This window comes from Armatimonadota bacterium (genome assembly GCA_039679645.1).
Lineage (GTDB): Bacteria > Armatimonadota > UBA5829 > UBA5829 > UBA5829 > UBA5829.
This window is the reverse complement of sequence record JBDKUO010000013.1, coordinates 54,190-72,854: the sequence shown is the minus strand read 5'-3', so window position 1 is coordinate 72,854 and position 18,665 is coordinate 54,190. Positions and strand designations below refer to the sequence as shown.

The window sequence follows — 18,665 nt, the reverse complement described above, 5'->3', positions numbered from 1 at the left end:
TGCCTCCAGGTATATAATCGCCTGGAGGCATAAGCCATATATACTTATCTGCTTTTAAGCAGTCTTCTTAGCCTGTAAGCATCCTTCTGTCGGCCCGTGATCTCCTCACAAGTCATAAATCTATTGCGCTTGGAGTCGAACCGGGAGACTTCCAGTATCTCATCGAGCAGGTGGCTCTTGGGAGTGCCGGCAAAAAACTGACTCCGGCGCTGATAATCCCGCCAGCCCATGCGGCCTTTCACGTAGAGCATAGACGCCAGCATCTGCGCAAGCTCACCGCGACTCTTCGAGCCTAACTCGTCACGAGTGAATATGTGGTCAGACAGATACTCGTATTCAAGATTATATGGCGGCTCGTCCTTGAACGCTTCAGCCAGCAGAGTCGCCGCGCGCCAGTTCAAGATCGTCTTGCGGCCGTTTGCGGTATAGAAGAGCTTTACCTCGGCGTCGTATATATCCGACTCGATTCCTTCGGTCGTGATGATGTGATACTTCTTGAGGGTTCTATACAACCTCGGCTGTCCCGGCTTAGACTCGGGGTTCTCAATCCCCGCCACATCCGACGGCTCCGCTTTCAACACTTTGGCGTAGTGATTGTGAATATGTTCGCTCTCATGTCGCAGGTCGCCGCGCAGTCGGATATAGTCGCCTGCCATAACAGGCAGGTTCATTCCTTCTTCCGAGACACGCGCAGCCATGTCTTCTCTGCGGATCAGGTCGCGCAGAGCTGAGCCTAGAATTCTGACGCGGTCCGGGTTGGTGAGCGCTTTTGCTATCATCTCAGCAAGTGCGCCGTCCTCGGACCTGTATTCGGTGGTCTTCGAATTGATCTTCTTCCAATATCTGCCCACGGCTGTTGCGAATTTGATCTGGTCCTCTTCTATCCTACTGGTCTCCTGATTTCGCACGTTGCGAATCGTGTATACCCAGTGAGGAGCAGGCGTGGGGATCATATCGACGGCAAGCACCTCGCCGACCGTCCTTTCGGAGCCGTGATGACCGTAGCTTTGTTTTGGGAGCTTAGGTTCGGTGTGTCTGTAGACGACGAGCCGTCCTATGCTATACTTATAATCATCGAGCATGTTCGTGGCCCTCTCTAACTCTATTATACTCGCTGCGGCGCACACGTCAATTGAAATTTGCGATCTTAGGAATCATGGTGCGCAGGCTATACTCTGAAAGGATTATTACTTAAGCTTGAAGAATATGTAATTTGGTAAACAAGCGGAAATGACATTAACAGGGCGATGGAGGACTTAGCTTCAAATGTTTTACGCAAGAAAAACAATGCCGGCATTTGTATTCATTATGTTTATGCTTTCAACTCTCATGTGCAGTGCAGATGAGATAAAGCGAGACATGACCGCCGCGGTAGAAGCTGTGCGCCCGGCGCTTATCAGAATATTGATCGTCGCCGCCGATTATCGCCAGGGACGCGAGATGAAAGCCGAATCGGCAGGCAGCGGAGTTATAATTTCTCCGGACGGCTATGCAATCACAAATCATCATGTGGCGATGGACGCCAAACGAATTGTCTGCACACTCGCAGATAAGCGTGAAGTGGATGGAGCGCTTGTCGGCACTGATGCCCTTGCGGACATCGCGGTTATCAAGTTAAGATCACCTGACAAAAAGCCGTTTCCATACGCCTCCTTCGGCGACTCCTCAAAGCTGGGTGTAGGGGACCGCGTATTTGCGATGGGCTGCCCGCTTGCGCTTTCGCAGAGCGTAACGATGGGCATAATCAGCAACACTGAGATGATCATGCCGGGATTTGCTTCGGATGATGATTTCAAGCTCGAAGGTGAAGACGTCGGATCGATAGTGCGCTGGATCGGCCATGACGCGCTGATAAGACCCGGCAACTCAGGCGGTCCGCTGGTTGATCGTGACGGCAAGATAGTGGGCGTAAATGAAATAAGCTACGGGCTTTCAGGCGCTATCCCCTCGAACCTTGCCAAGGAAGTTGCCGACAAGTTGATAGCTGACGGTAAAGTCACCAGAAGCTGGTTGGGTCTGGAAGTCCAGCCGCTGCTCGAATCATCCGAGCTGCAAAAGGGGATCCTGGTCAGCGGAGTGATGGAAGATTCACCTGCCAAACGCGCGGGATTTCAGTCGGGTGATATCATGCTCAACCTCGACGGCAGGGAAGTCGTTGCCAAGTTCAGGGAAGAAGTGCCTCTCTTTAATCAGTTTGTAGCGGACCTGCCTGTTGGAAAAAGCGTCAAGGCTGTTGTCCTGCGCGACGGCAAGAAAGTGGCCTTGAACGTAACTACCGCCGGACGGCAAAAAGCTATCGGAAAAGAGGACGAGCTGAAAAGCTGGGGCATGTGCACGTCGGATATCACGTATCTGATGAGCAAGGAGATGCAGCTCGATTCACAGGATGGAGCGGAAGTTACCGGCGTATTACCGAGCGGCCCTGCCGGGTCTGCAAAACCTTCCATACGAGAAGATGATGTTATCGTACAGGTTGGTGACAAGAAGATCACCAATGTTGAGGCCCTGCGCGCACTGACGAAGAAGATCCTTGAGGGCAAGGACGGTCTTGTGCCGGTCATGGTGAATTTCATTCGCGGCAAAAAGCAGTATGCTACTGTTGTAAAGATCGGCAGGCAGGAAAACAGCAGGTCCGGCATTGAGGCCAGAAAGGCGTGGCTGCCGATAGATCTACAGGTGCTTACGGATGACCTAGCTGCAGCCCTCGGCATTTCAGGTAAGACCGGAGTTCGTATTACGCAGGTTTACCCGTCAAGTTCAGCGCAAAAGGCGGGACTTAAAGTCGGCGACTTAATTTTGAAACTGGACGATGAAGTAATACCGGCTGACCAGCTAGGCGATGAAGAGGTTTTGCCGAGCATGATAAGACAATATGATATCGGCTCCCAGGTAAAACTCGGCATTATCCGCGACGGGAAGCCTATGGATATCTTAGTGGAGCTTGAGACTTCACCGAAGCTTGCTCGCGATTACCCGAAATACGAGGATGAAGACTTCGAGTTTACAGCTCGCGATATAGCTTTTGTGGACAGGACTGATGGAGCGCTCCAACCCGATGAATCGGGTGTCTATGTGGAGTCCGTGGCTGAGGGAAGCTGGGCAGCATTGGGTGGTCTGCAGCCCGGTGATGTGATCAGTGAAATCAACAGCGAACCGATTGCAGGCTTGGCCGATCTGGAAGCAGCCATGAAACAAATAGCTCAGGAAAAACCCAAGAGGGTGGTTTTCAAGGTTCGCAGAGGAATCCACACGCTCTTCGTAGAACTTGAACCCGGCTATTGACTGATGCCCAGTTACAATGATATACAGGTGACAAATGAGTATTACGCCAAGAGAGAGATTTATTGCTGCGCTTAACCGGCAGCCTATCACAGGGCGCGTGCCGCATTTTGAGCTGGTCTTTTTCCTTACCATGGAAGCGTTCGGCAAGCTACATCCGTCGCAAAGGTGCTTCCACCAGTGGGGACAGATGGAAGAAAAAGAGCGCCGGCTTCATCGCCTGGACATTGCCGACACGTATATTATGACTGCAGAGAAATACGAGCACAGCGCCATATTTCTTCAGTGCAGTCCATATGATTATGAAGAGACAATGCGCCTGCTGGATATAATACGCGAGAAGACCGGCGATAAGTATTTCCTGATGCTACACGGAGATGCTACCTACGCCATACCAAGCGGCGAGAATATGCTCGAGTTCAGCTATCGCATGGCGGACGACCCGGATGGGATGAAAGCCGAAGCCGATAAAAACGTCAATAATGCGCTGGAGATGGCTGCAAAATATGCCCGGCACGGCGTTTTGGACGGCTGGGCGCTTTGCTCTGACTACTGCCTCAATACCGGTCCGTTTCTCAGCCCGACGCAGTTTAGCGAGTTCGTGACGCCTTATCTTGTCAAGCTCATACAAGGCTACCGCGATATGGGGTTCTATACGATCAAGCATACGGACGGCAATATCATGCCGATAATCGATCAACTGGCTGATGCAAACCCGCATGCTCTGCACTCGATCGATCCGCAGGCTGGTGTGGATATCGCCGAGGTCAAGCGGCTCTACGGAGACAGGCTGTGTCTGATCGGCAATGTCAACTGCGGACTTATGGACACAGGCACCGACGAAGAAGTTGTCGAATCGGCAAGATATGCGATCAAAAACGGCATGCCCGGCGGAGGTTACATATTCTCTACCAGCAACTGCATCTACACCGGCATGCCCCTGTCACGCTATGAGCTGATCCTCGATGTCTGGCGAAAAGAAGCAAACCTTGAGATTTAGTATGTTATATTTTATATTGAGTATTTGACTTAAGCGCGGCAGGTGGGCTATATGGCTTGCAACCAAGGTAGGAAAGATTCGATATCCATTCAAGATATTGCGCCGAGAAAGATTGCTGGCTTGACTACGGTCGAGCAGCAGATGGAAATGCTCGACTCTATAACCGCCAACACCGAGGCAAGCCTGATATATCTTGACAGAGACTTCAACTTTGTCTGGGTAAACGACACTTATGCAAAAAAATGCGCCCGAACAAAGGAATCCTTCATAGGCCACAACCATTTCGAGTTCTATCCTCATGAAGAAAACCAAGCGATTTTTAAGGGCGTGCGAGATACCTGCAGGCCGTACAAAGCAAGCCGGAAACCGTTTATTTTTCCCGACCATCCGGAGTGGGGAGTGACGTATTGGAACTGGACGCTGGTTCCTGTCCTTAATGCATCGAGCGAAGTAATAGGATTTGTGTTTTCGCTGGTAGATGTCACCGAGGATGTGCTTGCGCGGCAGGAAATAGAGCGTCTCAGAGAAGAGGCGCAGCAGCGTGCGGCTGTACTGGAGTCATTCTTCTCCAGCATTACCGACGGTGTGACCATGTTCGATGCGCAGGGCCGGATCGTGATGATGAACGAAACCGGAAAAGAAATTCTGGGTGGCACGTGCATATCGTCATTAGCCGAATTGATAAAGCTGCTCCAGACTTACAGCAGCAAGAGAACGGCAATCAGAACAGAAGATACAGCTTCATATCGCGCTCTGAATGGTGAGATAACCAAAGATATCCGCCATACAGTGATCACTCCTTCCGGTAGAGAAATGGTTCTCAGCGTAAGCGCATCGCCTGTCAGGGATGCGCAGGGAAATATAATCGGCGCAATCAATGTTTTTCGCGATATAACCGATTGGATGGACTTCGAGAAACGCAGGCAGGAGCTATATGAACGCGAGCATCACATTGCCGAAGTGCTTCAGCAGGCAGTCGTACCACCTCGCGCCCATTACAATATTAAAGGCTTATCCATTGCAGTAAAATACCAGCCCGCCCTAAATGAGGCAGAGATAGGCGGAGACTTTTATGATATCTTTGAGCTTGGCGAAGGCCGTGTCGGCATCCTTATCGGAGATGTCGCGGGCAAAGGGCTGCCCGCTGCAATGCGGGTTGCGGCTGCAAGATATTCGGTGCGCAGCAACGCATATCTTTATCCAAGCCCGGCAAAAGCTCTGGAGTTGGCAAACAAAGCGCTTTGCCGAGATCAAAGTGATTCCGCGGGCATGCTCACTTCCTTTTTTGCCGTACTGGATGTAAACAACGGCATTATGAAATACGCAAACGGCGGCCATGAGCCTCCGGTGCTTTGTGATGCCCAAGGAAATTACGCAGAATTGACCAATGCTGGGGGCGCACTCGGCATATCCGAAAACTTCGTCTATACCGAATCCGAACAAAAACTGCATCCTGGTGATACCATAGTGATGCTGACGGACGGAATAACGGAAGCAAGAAAGGCGCATTCCCAGATATTTTCCAAGCGCAGGGTCTGTGATTTTCTGGCGCAAAACTACAGCGTTTCACCGGATGGAATAGCATTCGGCCTGTTGGAAGCGGCAAGAGCGCATGCGGGAGGCGAACTTCAGGATGACGTTGCAATAGTCGTATTTCGCACTCGGCGCGTCATATAAAATTGCGAAGTGGACACTGCGCATCAGTTCAGGCTTGACGCGACCATCTTACCGATAAAGAACCCGAATATTCCAGTAAAGAGGGCGGAAAACAGCATGTTCCATATTGCAAACCCGCCCATTCCGCCTATGAGACCGGCAAGAAGACCATAGGTACCGCCGACAACCGCACCTGCTAAAGCGCCCTCATTTTCAGCTCCGCAGGTCAGGCCGACCCATAACCCGACTATTCCACCGACAATGCCGCCCTGAATAATCGCTCCAACAAGTATAAGCAGCGCACTGCCACTACCAATTATAGACGAAGCCATTGCAACCAAGCATAAGCGAATCAGGAGCAAAAGCACTGCGCCACAAATGGCGCCATAGGCCAAGCCGGACTTAACATAAGTTTTTCTGCGCTCCTGCCATTCCAACTCTCTTTTCACTTTCTCGGCAGAAAGATCGGGTGGAGCCTTTGGCGCTGCCAGTGTGGAGAAATCCGGCACACCGCCTATTGTGCCGCTTTGCGGGACTGATGCAGTCGGCGGAGCCTGACCCATAATTGTCGGCTGCGGTTCGGACGAAACCCCGGATGCTGCCGCTGCCGGTTCTAGTGATGACTTTGATTCGATCTGCCTGATGGCTTCTCGCGCGGGAGAATAGCTGGGATCATAGTCAAGGGCATGTTGAAATTGACCCTTAGCCTCTGAGTACCTGCCGGCGCAATCGTAGGCAACGCCCAGGTTATAGTGCGCTCGAGCCGATTTAAGCAGCAATAATGACTTTTCAAACGAAGCTATGCTTTTTTCTATTTCGCCGATCTTGCCGTAAGCCATACCTAAACAAGAGTGAACCTGAGGATCATCAGATAACTTCAATGCAACTCGCTCAAGCGCCGGAATTGCTTCATCCAGTCGACCCGATTTGAAAAGACTGATAGCTTCTTCCCTGGAAACATCTTCTGCAAATAGCCCCACAGTAAATCCACCCCCAATATTCGGTGACTTCGACACATTATCTTATATTAGTCATCGATCATATTGATCTGTTCTACAAATGTATTGCATATCCTTCTCTATTGGACAAAAATGTTTACTCTATCTGACTATTAAAAGAATATCACTAAAGCATTCTCACCATTAGATCGGGAACAATTACCTCTCGATCTGTGTCGGATAGAGGTCGGTAAATTTAATCATTGACATTGCCGCGGGGTTAGGTCAAAATACTCTAATAACAACAAAATGCGAGGAACCCATTGTCTGATTATGAAATTCTAGCCTGGCAGACGCTGCGCAGGCCTCCTTTACAAGGTGAAGCGCCGCCGGATGTGCCGGATGTGCCGCTTAAAGCGCTCACATGCCGTAATGCCGTAACTTCGCTTATGGCGCTGGTCACAGCAAAAGAGCATGTGAAGAACGCCCGGCTGATACTCAGCGACTTATCGTGTCCGGATGGAAGCATTTCCGTCCAGGCCGCTTGCGTTTACCTGGTGGGCGCGGTTCCCACACCTGAAGTGGGAATGGTAAGCGACCCACTTTATCCGGTCGATTCGTTCGATATAGACAAATCCGCTGCGCTCTATATCAATATTCAAATTCCAAAGGCGATACCCAAAGGCATTTACCTCGGACTTGCAATGTTGGAAATTGACGGTAAGCAGGTTGCCAGCCGGTCGATACAGATAGAGGTCGCAGATGTTGACCTGCCGGACGTCCATGATTGGCAGTTCTACATGAACATCTGGATGAACCCAGGAGCGATTGCGCGCTTCTACGGCGTTCCGGTGTGGTCTGATGAACACTTCGAGCATATGAAGCCTTATCTGAAAGACCTGGCGGCTCACGGTCAAAGGACCGTGGTTGCGCCTGTAGTGGCAAAGCCGTGGATAGACCAGACATACACGCCGTATCCCAGCACGGTCAAGTGGATCAGAAACGGCGACAACTACGAATTCGATTTCTCGGTATTTGATAAATTTGTCGAGATTCACCGGCAGTTTGGGATCGAACAGACAATCCACTGCTATTCAATTGTTCAGGGGCCGGGTGAGATAGGAAAGAGCCTGATTACATACGTCGATTCGGATACCGGTGAAATCAATGAGATTATGACTTCCATAGGTGACGATGAGTATGTGAAGGCGTGGGGAGATTTCTTTGACGCTTTCCGCAAACATCTGACTCAGCGTGGATGGATGGACAAGACTTATATCGCCTTTGACGAGAAACCCAGCGAAGTTATGGAGAAGATGATCGACTTTCTGGGTGAATATGCGCCGGACTTCAAGACCGCGCTTGCCGCCAATACCCGCAGTAACTTATTCGGCGGAATGAACGACCTTTCATTGGCTGTGCCTTTTAACGAGCGCGGGATAGCCGAAATGGCGCCGCCCGAACGTAGCGCCATGGGTGTGGTCGAACTCCTTGACCCCGACAACGTCTGCGCGGTGACAAAAGACTGTCCCGAAAAAACAATTACAACCTATTATGTATGCTGCGGGCCGGAGTTTCCTAATACATTCGTTCACTCGCCGCTTATTGAATCGCGCATGATGGGCTTTTTTGCCATTCAGGGCGGCTACGATGGGTTCCTGCGGTGGGCATATAACGACTGGTCCGAAAGTCCCTACGAACATGTTCAATGGCAGGCGCATATTACGTTCCCGTCGGGAGACACATTCTTAGTCTATCCCGGCGAAAACGGGCCTATATCGAGTCTGCGCTGGGAACAGCTTCGTGAAGGCATTCAGGACTATGAACTCGCGGTGATCGCCTCGGAGAACATGCGCTCATCAGAAGAGATGGTGGATTACGAACAGGCTATCACTCTTGCCTGCAGAAACGTAGACGGAAGGCAGAAATCAACAGGGGATGTCGAAATCGCAAGAAGGCTCTTGATACCGATTGCAGAACATCAGAATGAATAAAACAGTTGACGGTTATTATGGGGCGCGGAGAATCCGCGCCCCATATTTGTTTAGCGCTTAAAGATATTCTTGGCGCGGTTGATTACATTATCGGTCTTTTCGATCTTGTCGAGAGCTTCGTCCGCCTGATCGACAACGTTAGTGGAATCGTCATCATCAGAGACTTCTTCATTTTCTTTGTCTTGATCCGCATTGTTGTCTTTCTTCACTTTTGCCTGGTCCGGCTCACTGGACTCTTCTTCATCATCCATCTGCATTGCAGCGCCTAAAGTCATGCAGGCGGTGGAGCGAATAACCACATTGGTCACAATGTCGTCTCTATCCTGAATCTTGTCGGCTCCGAAGGCGACTATTGTCAGCATGGGGTTTTCCTGCCCTCTGAAGATACCGGCGGGGATGCAGCACGAAGTCGCATCGCCGGGAAGCAAAATTCCCTTTTCGATATAGTCATCGAGGTCCGATTTCTTGATTGCTTTGAACTGCAGGTCCATCGGGATATCGGGGCTGGAACTTGAAGTCCAGGTAACCATCTCGCTATTTGACGAGGCAAACGCCATCAGCAGATAGGCCTTGGCATTGGGCACGCTTTTCCATTTAATGGGAATAGCATTTGCAACATCTGCGCCTTTCTTGCCCGGCTCCGTTATCTCGATTGCGGCCAGGAAATCTTGTGAGTCTTTGAGCTTGACGGTGGTGTTGCCGCAGAAGTTGGTTGTAAGGTCATATTCGCCTGGAGCAGCGGCTTCGTTATCTATACCCTTGAAATCTCCGTGCGGCCAGTAGGCATGGGTGTTGTTTTCATCTAAGATGCGGCTCGCTGTCATTTTGTCCGGCTTCATCATCTTTTGAGCAGCCACACCCATGGATTTGGTATCGAGAATCTTCGGCTGGCCGTCAGCGATAGTCTGCCCGCAGCCCCAGTAGGCCTTGATCGTCATATCACCGGACTTGCCGCCCTGCTCGTCCTTCGTGGAAAACGTCTCACTTGCCGATTTCTCAGGAAGATCAATCTGCAGGTCCACTTTGGGTCCCAGCTTCAGCCCTTCCGGGATAGCGCACTCTGCCTTATAGCTGCCCTGCGGCTTTTGACCGCTGGTCAGGTCCATAGTGATCGTCCTGGTTGGCGCATTCATGTCGGGAATTTTCATGCCGGGTATCTTTGTCATACCGGATATACCGGGCATAAACATCCGAGCGGTTGTAATGGTGATTACAAATAAGACTTTTGGGTCCACAAGCGTATCCTCCATGCAAAATAGCTGAACCATTTTACCATGTTTTTTGGCAATTTGACGGAAGAAATTGCTGTGGGAGAGAGTCCAGTCGGTCTATGCCGACTTGGTGTCTTTGTAGCTGTGACTATGGTCGCAAAGACACTGTTTTGTCAGACGCAAAATTATGATGCGTTCGCCCTGTCATACTTCTTGACAACACTGCACTCTGATCGTATGATGAGTTAGAATTGGCCGCCGGATCCTCCCGCGCGGCTCGCGTATCAAGTAAGAGGGGAATTTCAAATGAGTAAGTTTTCTCAGCTTGCAAAGCCGGCCGTCGTGCCGCCTCTGCATAAAGATTTCGCCCCCGCGGCTCTGGTCAATCGCGCATTTTTGCGTATGGTCGAAGAGTCCGGTGAAGGCGTAAACCTGGTAATCGCGCTTGAAAGAGGCGATGGGTCAGTATCCGTATTCAATACAAAGTGCTTTGCTGAAGGCTCCGCCGATGCCGATCTTAATCTACCGTTTGCTGAGCGGGTAGTAAAGACGCTTCTCTGGCAGCGGGGAGGCTGGAAAGTCATCGTCGGCGGACCCAAGAGTGTCGGTGAGCACATCAAGAAAGTCTATACATCCACAGGAGCCCGCAAATTTGACGCCGATTTTATGGGCGGCGTATACGAGCACCCATTTACTGTGGAGATAACTGACGCGGACAAGATCCCCGCGCCCTCCGAAGGCACCATACCTCTCGGTGGTCACCTTGACGGTTGCAGAATAGGCTTCGACCTCGGCGCAAGCGACCGCAAAGTCTCCGCCGTAATCGACGGCGAGGCTGTCTATACCGAAGAAGTCAACTGGGACCCTCGCAACGCAACCGACCCGGCTTACCATTACAATGAGATAAACACGGCTCTCAAGACCGCCGCATCGCATATGCCCAGAGTAGATGCTGTCGGCGGAAGCTCGGCTGGAGTTTATATCAATAACCGTCCGCGCGTCGCGTCGCTCTTCAGAGGTGTGCCGAAAGATAAGTTTGATAAGATAGAAAACCTGTTCATCGACCTCAAGAAAGAATGGGGCGGAATCCCGTTTGATGTAGTCAACGACGGTGAAGTCACCGCGCTTGCCGGAGCTATGTCCCTAAAGGACGACTCTGTACTGGGCGTGGCTATGGGATCGAGCGAGGCTGGCGGATATGTTACACCAGCCGGTGAGATCACATCATGGCTCAATGAGGTCGCGTTCATTCCCATAGACTATGGCGACGATGCGCCAGTGGACGAATGGTCCGGCGATTTGGGCTGCGGAGCGCTGTATTTCTCCCAGCAGGCCGTCTTCAGACTCGCCAAAGAGGCTGGAATCGGGATTGACGATAGCCTTGGTCTTGCCGAAAAGCTCAAGTCAGTCCAGAACCTGCTTAACGCGAATGACGAGAGAGCGATCAAGATTTGGGAGAGCATCGGTGTTTTCACCGGCTATGGAGTCGCGCACTATGCGATGTTCTACGAACTCAAGCATGTGCTCATCCTTGGCCGAGTGACTTCGTTTGAGGGCGGAAACATCATTCTTGCTCAGGCTAAGAAGGTCCTCGAGACCGAGTTCCCTGAACTTGCAAAGAAGATAGAACTCCATTTGCCTGATGAAAAGATCCGGCGTATAGGTCAGGCTGTGGCTGCTGCTAGTTTGCCTGTCATACCGCGCTGATTATACTCAACCACGGACAGAATAAGGGGAAACACGGAATTCAATTTCGTGCTTCCCCTTTTGTGTTTTTTGGGTGCTGTCGGGCCAACTGCTAAAGGTAATGTAACACTGCCATTGCAGTAATGTTAAGTTGTTCTTACATGCCCCGTTTGAGCTTGACTGTCCGCTATTGTTTCCCGTAGCATGATCACGAGCAAAAATTGGAGTGTCATTATGCGAAGAACAAAAATAGTATGCACCATCGGACCGGCAAGCAATTCACCGGAAAAGATAATGAAGTTAATTAAGGCTGGGATGAACGTAGCCAGGCTCAACTTCTCTCACGGAACACATGATGAACACCTGGCCCAGATTATACTTATCAGGCGAATATCCGAAAAACTCGGCAAGACTGTCGGAATTCTGCAGGACCTCTCCGGCCCTAAGATCCGCATCGGCAAGATCGCCAAGCCGCCCGTCATGCTTATCCCCGGGCAGACATACACCTTTACCTCATCTGAAGTCGAGGGTAACGCCGAGCATGTCACGCTGCCGTTTCCCAACCTTGCAAACCAGGTCAAAAAGGGCCAGATGATATATGTGGATGATGCCAAGCTGGAGTTTAGGGTCATTTCCACCACCACGAAGGACATTGTCACCAAGGTCGTAATAGGGGGCGAGCTTTATTCAAACAAGGGCTTTACCGTTCCGGGAGCAGACTACGACGTGCCGGGGGTGACTCAAAAGGACAAGGATGACCTGCGATTCGGCCTGGAGCACGGCGTTGACTGGGTGGCAAGCTCATTCGTGCGTTCGGCTGAAGATGTGAAGCCTCTGAGAAAAGTTATGCGGGAGGTCGGCAAGCGCGCTCCGATAATTGCAAAAATCGAGCGCCCCGAAGCTGTGCGCAACGTGATCAGCATTATCGAAGAATACGACGGCATTATGGTCGCGCGGGGAGACCTCGGCATCGAACTGCCGATAGACGAGGTCCCGGCAATCCAGAAAAACATCATTCGGCATTGCAATCGCCTCGGCAAGCCGGTGATTACTGCCACACAGATGCTCGACTCAATGATATCCAACCCGCGCCCCACCCGTGCCGAGGTGACTGACGTCGCCAACGCCATTATAGACGGAACGGACGCAACCATGCTCTCAGGCGAGACTGCCATGGGTGAGTTTCCTATTGAAACAGTCCAAATGATGGACAAGATCGCTCGCAGCACTGAGAGGTCGCTGGATTACAAGAGCATGAGCGAAAGACGCATGGCATACCCCACTCATGACAATACCGAGGCTATCGGTGAAGCTGCGGCCAAGCTGGCGCAGGATATAAAGGTCGCGGCAATCGTCACCTGCACTTACGGTGGAACTACAGCCAGGCTGGTGAGTAAATATCGCCCGGAGGCGCGGATTATAGCCGCTGCATCAAACGATGAGACAGCCAGGCGCCTGGCTCTTTCTTGGGGAGTCAGCCCGATCTTTGTCGAAATGGCAAAAGACACAGACGGCTTGATCGAAAACGCAGTCGAGGCTGCATACGACAATAAGCTTATAAAGAAAGGCGATACCGTGCTGGTGATTGCAGGAGTGCCGGTGGGAATTCCGGGCAATACGAGCCTGATAAGGGTGCTGACTGTGGAATAAGACGGCTTTGTCAGCGAGATAAAGCTAGTGTTACAGCATAATAAAACGGTCCGGATGCAACCGTCCCAATCCATGCACCGGACCGCTATATTTATCAGGGCTTTTCTTCCCAGCTCGGCGTGCCCTCGGACTTACCGGGTGTGCCGCCTGCCTGAGTGCCCCCTGCCGGGACACCGCCAGTCACCTTGGTCCCGGTGATGCCGCCGGTAACGGCTATCTCATCTCCACTTTCGTAAAATTCCGCTTCGTCTATTTCATACTCGGATTCAATAAAACCTCGCTTACGGACTTCCTCGATTTCCTCTTCTTCAGTAAGTCCGCGCGTGCCATGTCTATATCGGCCTTTATCCGGGTTTTCGCCTGCCGGTGTTCCTATTTCAGCGCGTTCCTGCGCGGGGGTCCTGCCTTCTATATCACGCTCATTTGTCATGTCCACCACCCCTTTCGGGAGGGATTTTATGCCCATATTACCTTTACCATTCAGGGGCAAAAAATATGTGAGGCGAGCATTTTAGTCAAAAAGTTAAAAAGTCAAAAAGCAAAGGAATTGCATATGCAAGACCCCAACTTTTTGACTTTCAAACTTTAAGACTTTTCGACTGATTTAGTGCATCTCGACTTCGCAGGTGCCGATTCCACCTCGGAAATAGTTGAACTGCACATTCGGATGCAGGGAGAGCAGAGACATAGGCACGGCGCTGTCGGCGATCTTTTTGCCGATCATAAACGCGGTGAGCCTCTGGCCGAACGCGTTATCGTGCATACCCGCCTGCCAGATGGATATCTTCTCGGCTTTCCAAGTCTGAACCGGCCCTACACTCACGGCCTGGTTCGGCACGAGGTCGACCTTACCGCCGCCTGATGTGCGCGCGTTTTGCATGACCGTTACCGGATGCAGGTCCACTACGCGCGTAGAGAGTTTCAGATACTCCTCAGGGGTGGGCGGATTGTCTTTGTAAGCGCCCTCACGCCTCAGGGGGTCGTTGAACGCCCAGTGCTTGGTGTCGCCCTGACCGCCCTGCATTACCGCGCACTTGACTCCTTCCCAACTCGCGACGTATTCCGCCGGGTCGGCTTTCGGGAAGTGCATATTGGATGCGGGCATGGCAAGCTCGGGTTTGATCCTGTTGAAACACATCTCCTTGTCCGCCTTGGCAAATGAAAGGGGATGATCCTCAGGAGCCTCTTTACCGTTGATGAACCATTCGTCCATTCCCCAGAAATGGGAGTCCTTGAGGTTAAGACCTATAGAGTTGACTATCCGGGCAACTAATGGAAGCTGCTCGGTCGGGCCGATGGGTCCGCAGATTCCTACCGGGTTATCCGGTGTGGACTGCTTCCAAGCCTCGATATACTCCAGAGCCTCGGCGCAGTAGAACTCTTCGAGTGTGTCATAAAAGACGACCTTGAACCCGGGCCGTGATAGAGCGACCATGTCCTCTGCCGTCAGTTTTGCGGCAGCGTCCAGGATCTCCTGGTCGAGAGTAGTATAGTCCCACCAATCGGGAGCGATTTTGCTTAATGGTCTTGACATTTTCTTCTCCTTTACAAGCTTTGAGGTTGGTTACCGCCAATATCAGTCTATAAAACCAATTCTGCCAGCACATAGCGCAGCGGATCAAAATCTTCAGATGCAAAGCCCAGATGCGAGTGTCTCCTCCAACCCTCGGCATGCTCGAATTTGCCGGACATACGACCTACCTGAGCAGACATATCCGTCATCATGTTCAGATAGTTATCCAGACCCTGGGTCTTGTCCAACCACTCTTTCTGACTCTTATGGCAGGAAAGCATACTTTTCTTGCGTTCAATTACACCCGATATATCCACATAGAAATCCGGGGTGATAGGTCTTCTCAACTGGTCCGTCAGTCCGTAAGGCAGAGCATGGTAAATCGCCATCTCGTTATCTATTGCAGCGGAAGGCGGATCTGTCGGATAGTTGGGCATGTTTCTGCAAAAGGCAGCCGTTACCATCAGACGGCAGGAGTTCATATGATCCTCCATATAGTCCTGAGGCGACGGCAGGAACAGAACCTCAGGCCGCACGTCCCTAATGATTTTACACAGCTTGCTTACAAGAGCGTCTGTGTATAAAATTTCAAGGTCGTTTACCAGCGGCTCATGATATGTCGCGCCGATAAGAGCGGCAGCATTGCGGGACTCCTGAGTCCTGACCCTCGCGGTCTCCTCCGGCCCCATTGTAACCGATCCACATGAGCCGTTGGCAATGTTCATGTAATGCAGTTCGTAGCCCACATCCCTGAGCATTATCAGAGTGCCGGCCATCATCAGCTCGATATCATCGGGATGCGCAACGGCTGCCATTGCTATCTTCATCAGAAGTCCATTCTCTTTCAATCAGGTTACGTCAATGAATGGTTGTACGTGTTGCGGATAGATTCCTTTGTAATTCGTTATCGGCATAGCTTAGCAGCACATCAGAGGATGAAAAAGATAGGGCGCGGGATAAACCCGCGCCCTGGAATATCATCTACTTCAAGTGTTTGAACTGTGGCAGCCAGTCTTTATTGGCTTGGAACATCTCGTCGACCATCTGCTTGGTCTCTTCCATACTCAGCATTGCGGAGGTCAGCGGATCGAAGAGGATGGCGTGGAAGATCATGGTCGGGTCTCCCGCAAGGCATCCCTCGACTGCAAGCTCCTCGCAGCGTGCGCTGATATTATTTAGCAGCGCAAGCTGAGCAGGCAGAGCGCCGACATGCATCGGGTCGAGCCCGCGCTTTGAAGCCAGCACTGGGACTTCGACACAGCAGCCCTCCGGCAGGTTGTCTATCAGGCCGAAATTACGCACGTTGCCGTTGAACTCATAGAGATCACCGTCACCGAACGTGGCGTTGAAGATGAGAGACGCATACTCATGGCCTCTTTCGAGTTCTATGGGCTTGGCCAGCTCCTCTTTTATATTATCGCGCCATGTATCGGCTACTTTCTGATACTCGTTAAGTATATATGCATGATGGCCGGGGTTCCAATTTGTGCCGTGCGTGCAATACTTCTCGATAAGCTCCGGCCGCTTGCGGAACCATGCGACGTATTCTGAGTTGTGCCCGCTGGACTCGGTGACATAATAGCCCAGGTGCTTGAACATTTCATTGCGGACCTGCTCTTTGTTCCAGACTTCGGGGTCTTCCAAAGCCTTGCGGATCAGAGGATATGCGTCCTTGCCGTTCCATTTGTAATCCAGATACCACGCCTGGTGGTTGATTCCTGCACAGTGATATGTGATCTCTTCTTTTGGCGCGCCGATCCACTCAGCCAGCATCTCGGCAGTGCCCTGAACACTGTGGCACAGGCCCGTGACGTTTACCTTGGTAACACCCTGCATTGCGCGGCAGAGCATTGCCATCGGGTTTGTATAATTGAGCACAATCGCGTTCGGGCAATAGCGCTCGATATCTTTACAGAAATCCAGCATTACAGGAATAGTCCTGAGAGCCCGGAAGATCCCGGACGGCCCGCGGGTGTCGCCGACATTGATATCGATCCCGTACTTCATAGGAATCTCGATATCGTTTCGGAAAACGTCTACTCCGCCCTGGAGTATTGTGATGACCACACCGTCGGCGCCCTTGAGAGCTTCAGCGCGATCCGTTGTGGTTACAACCTTTGCCGGGTAATTGCCGGCTTCGACAATGTTGTCGACTGCCGATTTGATGAAGCTCAGACGCTCTGCATCAATGTCCATCAGTGCGATTGTGCTGTCCGCCAGCGCCGGGAACGTGAGAATGTCACGAACCAGCCCTCTGGTGAAGCCGAAACTGCCGGCTCCGATAAATGCGATTTTTGCCAATTTCTTAAGTCCCCTTACTTATATTAACATCTTAGCCATAGCTATCTTACTCTATATGCTTAAACTGCGGCAGCCAGTCTTTGTTAGCCTCAAACATCTCATCGACCATATTCTTGATCTCCTGCATGCTAAGTAATGCAGAGGTCAGCGGATCAAAGAGGATTGCCTGAAATACCATAGTCGGGTCCCCGGCAAGGCAGCCTTCAACCGCGAGTTCTTCGCATCGCGCGCTTATATTGTTTAACAATGCAAGCTGGGCAGGCAATGGCCCAATGTGCATCGGGTCGAGCCCTCGCTTTGACGCCAGCACGGGAACCTCAACGCAGCAGCCTTCGGGCAGATTATCTATCAGGCCGAAATTGCGGACGTTGCCGTTGAACTCGAAGAGATCACCGTCACCTATTGTAGCATTAAAGATGCTGGCGGCATATTCGTTGCCCCGGTTGAGATCGACCGGCTGCTGGAGATCTTTTTTGATATTGTCCCGCCAGGTCTTTTCGACATCTGCATACCTATCCACGATCATAGCGTGCTTGCCGTAGTTGCCTGTGCCGGATGAGCAATACCTTTCGATAAGCTCTGGCCGCTTGCGAAACCAGGCGACATACTCAGAGCTATGCCCGCTCGACTCGGTGACATAATAGCCGAGGTGGATAAACATCTCGTTTCGGACTTTCTCTTCGTTGTATACTTCGGACCTCTTCATAGCCTCGCGGACCAGAGGATATGCGTCCTTGCCGTTCCATTTGAAGTCGAGATACCATGCCTGATGGTTTATCCCCGCGCAGCGATATGTAGTCTCTTCCTCGGGAGCCCCGATCCATCGGGCAAGTATTCCGGCCAGCGCCTGAACGCTGTGGCAAAGGCCCGTTACTTTCACATTGCCGGCACCCTGCATTGCGCGGCAGAGCATTGCCATTGGGTTGGTATAGTTTAGGACAATTGCGTTCGGGCAGTATCGCTCGATATCACGGCAGATGTCCAGCATCACCGGTATGGTTCTTAATGCTCTGAAAATGCCGGAAGGCCCGCGCGTATCGCCGACGTTTATATCGATGCCATACTTCATTGGGATTTCGACATCGTTTCTGAAGACATCGACCCCGCCCTGAAGAATGGTAATAACAATCCCATCGGCGTCTTTTAACGCTTCTGCGCGGTCTGTTGTGGCTATAACCTTTGCCGGGTAATTGCCTGCCTCGACTATATTATCTACAGCGGTTTTAATAAAAGCCAGCCGCTCTTTATCGATATCCATAAGAGCGATGGTGCTGTCTTTAAGAGCGGGAAAAGTCAGAATGTCCCGCACCAAACCTCTGGTGAACAGAAAGCTTCCCGCTCCAATGAATGCTATCTTTGCCAATTTCTAAAAACCTCATTTGACTTACTTTTCAACGACACACCGTACCAATTACTTTAGTTGCAAACAGAGTGCAA

The 18,665-nt window shown here is 51.4% G+C and carries 14 protein-coding genes; 6 read left to right on the top strand and 8 right to left on the bottom strand.

Translation table 11 applies throughout. From position 1 onward, the window contains the following. Window positions 1-44: 44 nt before the first annotated feature. Window positions 45-1,082 (bottom strand): hypothetical protein, encoded by a 1,038-nt coding sequence (locus ABFD83_02855; protein MEN6356007.1) that lies wholly within the window; start codon window positions 1,080-1,082, stop codon window positions 45-47. Window positions 1,083-1,266: 184 nt separating this feature from the next. Here ABFD83_02855 and ABFD83_02850 point away from each other — a divergent pair, with 184 nt between their 5' ends. The 3 genes from ABFD83_02850 to ABFD83_02840 are packed head-to-tail and all read left to right on the top strand — an operon-like array spanning window position 1,267 to window position 5,956. Continuing rightward, window positions 1,267-3,282, top strand: a complete 2,016-nt coding sequence (locus ABFD83_02850; protein ID MEN6356006.1) for a PDZ domain-containing protein — start codon at window positions 1,267-1,269, stop codon at window positions 3,280-3,282. 34 nt (window positions 3,283-3,316) lie between these two features. Next, window positions 3,317-4,279, top strand: coding sequence for a uroporphyrinogen decarboxylase family protein (locus ABFD83_02845; protein MEN6356005.1), 963 nt, complete (start codon window positions 3,317-3,319; stop codon window positions 4,277-4,279). Window positions 4,280-4,330: 51 nt separating this feature from the next. Continuing rightward, complete coding sequence (locus ABFD83_02840) at window positions 4,331-5,956, top strand: SpoIIE family protein phosphatase (GenBank protein MEN6356004.1); 1,626 nt, start codon at window positions 4,331-4,333, stop codon at window positions 5,954-5,956. Between the two features lie 23 nt (window positions 5,957-5,979). On the opposite strand, the gene ABFD83_02835 is transcribed toward ABFD83_02840, so the two are convergent. Continuing rightward, window positions 5,980-6,915 (bottom strand): tetratricopeptide repeat protein, encoded by a 936-nt coding sequence (locus ABFD83_02835; protein ID MEN6356003.1) that lies wholly within the window; start codon window positions 6,913-6,915, stop codon window positions 5,980-5,982. A gap of 281 nt (window positions 6,916-7,196) precedes the next feature. Between ABFD83_02835 and ABFD83_02830 the strand changes: the two genes are divergently transcribed. Beyond that, window positions 7,197-8,867: a glycoside hydrolase domain-containing protein gene (locus ABFD83_02830; GenBank protein MEN6356002.1), complete on the top strand. Its 1,671-nt coding sequence runs from the start codon at window positions 7,197-7,199 to the stop codon at window positions 8,865-8,867. A gap of 50 nt (window positions 8,868-8,917) precedes the next feature. Here the strand turns inward: ABFD83_02830 and ABFD83_02825 are convergent, their stop codons facing one another. After that, entirely contained in the window at window positions 8,918-10,102 is a 1,185-nt protein-coding gene (locus tag ABFD83_02825; GenBank protein MEN6356001.1) for a hypothetical protein, read from the bottom strand. Between the two features lie 282 nt (window positions 10,103-10,384). Between ABFD83_02825 and ABFD83_02820 the strand changes: the two genes are divergently transcribed. Both ABFD83_02820 and pyk read left to right on the top strand, forming a co-directional pair. Beyond that, window positions 10,385-11,785 carry an ROK family protein gene (locus ABFD83_02820; GenBank protein ID MEN6356000.1) on the top strand — a complete coding sequence of 467 codons (1,401 nt, stop codon included), beginning with the start codon at window positions 10,385-10,387 and terminating at the stop codon, window positions 11,783-11,785. Window positions 11,786-11,998: 213 nt separating this feature from the next. Continuing rightward, entirely contained in the window at window positions 11,999-13,414 is a 1,416-nt protein-coding gene (gene pyk / locus ABFD83_02815; protein ID MEN6355999.1) for a pyruvate kinase, read from the top strand. A 94-nt stretch (window positions 13,415-13,508) separates the two neighbouring features. Here pyk and ABFD83_02810 read toward each other — a convergent pair whose 3' ends face one another. From ABFD83_02810 to melA (ABFD83_02790), 5 genes are all read right to left on the bottom strand, one after another. Further along, the gene (locus ABFD83_02810; protein ID MEN6355998.1) at window positions 13,509-13,844 is read right to left on the bottom strand and encodes a hypothetical protein; all 336 of its coding nucleotides are present in this window, start codon (window positions 13,842-13,844) and stop codon (window positions 13,509-13,511) included. A 174-nt stretch (window positions 13,845-14,018) separates the two neighbouring features. After that, window positions 14,019-14,948 carry a glucosamine-6-phosphate isomerase gene (locus tag ABFD83_02805; GenBank protein MEN6355997.1) on the bottom strand — a complete coding sequence of 310 codons (930 nt, stop codon included), beginning with the start codon at window positions 14,946-14,948 and terminating at the stop codon, window positions 14,019-14,021. 47 nt (window positions 14,949-14,995) lie between these two features. Beyond that, window positions 14,996-15,754, bottom strand: coding sequence for a PIG-L family deacetylase (locus tag ABFD83_02800; protein ID MEN6355996.1), 759 nt, complete (start codon window positions 15,752-15,754; stop codon window positions 14,996-14,998). Between the two features lie 154 nt (window positions 15,755-15,908). Next, the gene (gene melA, locus ABFD83_02795) at window positions 15,909-17,228 is read right to left on the bottom strand and encodes an alpha-galactosidase (protein ID MEN6355995.1); all 1,320 of its coding nucleotides are present in this window, start codon (window positions 17,226-17,228) and stop codon (window positions 15,909-15,911) included. A gap of 46 nt (window positions 17,229-17,274) precedes the next feature. After that, a complete protein-coding gene (melA, locus tag ABFD83_02790; GenBank protein ID MEN6355994.1) occupies window positions 17,275-18,591 on the bottom strand; it encodes an alpha-galactosidase in 1,317 nt (438 codons plus the stop codon). Window positions 18,592-18,665: the final 74 nt, after the last annotated feature.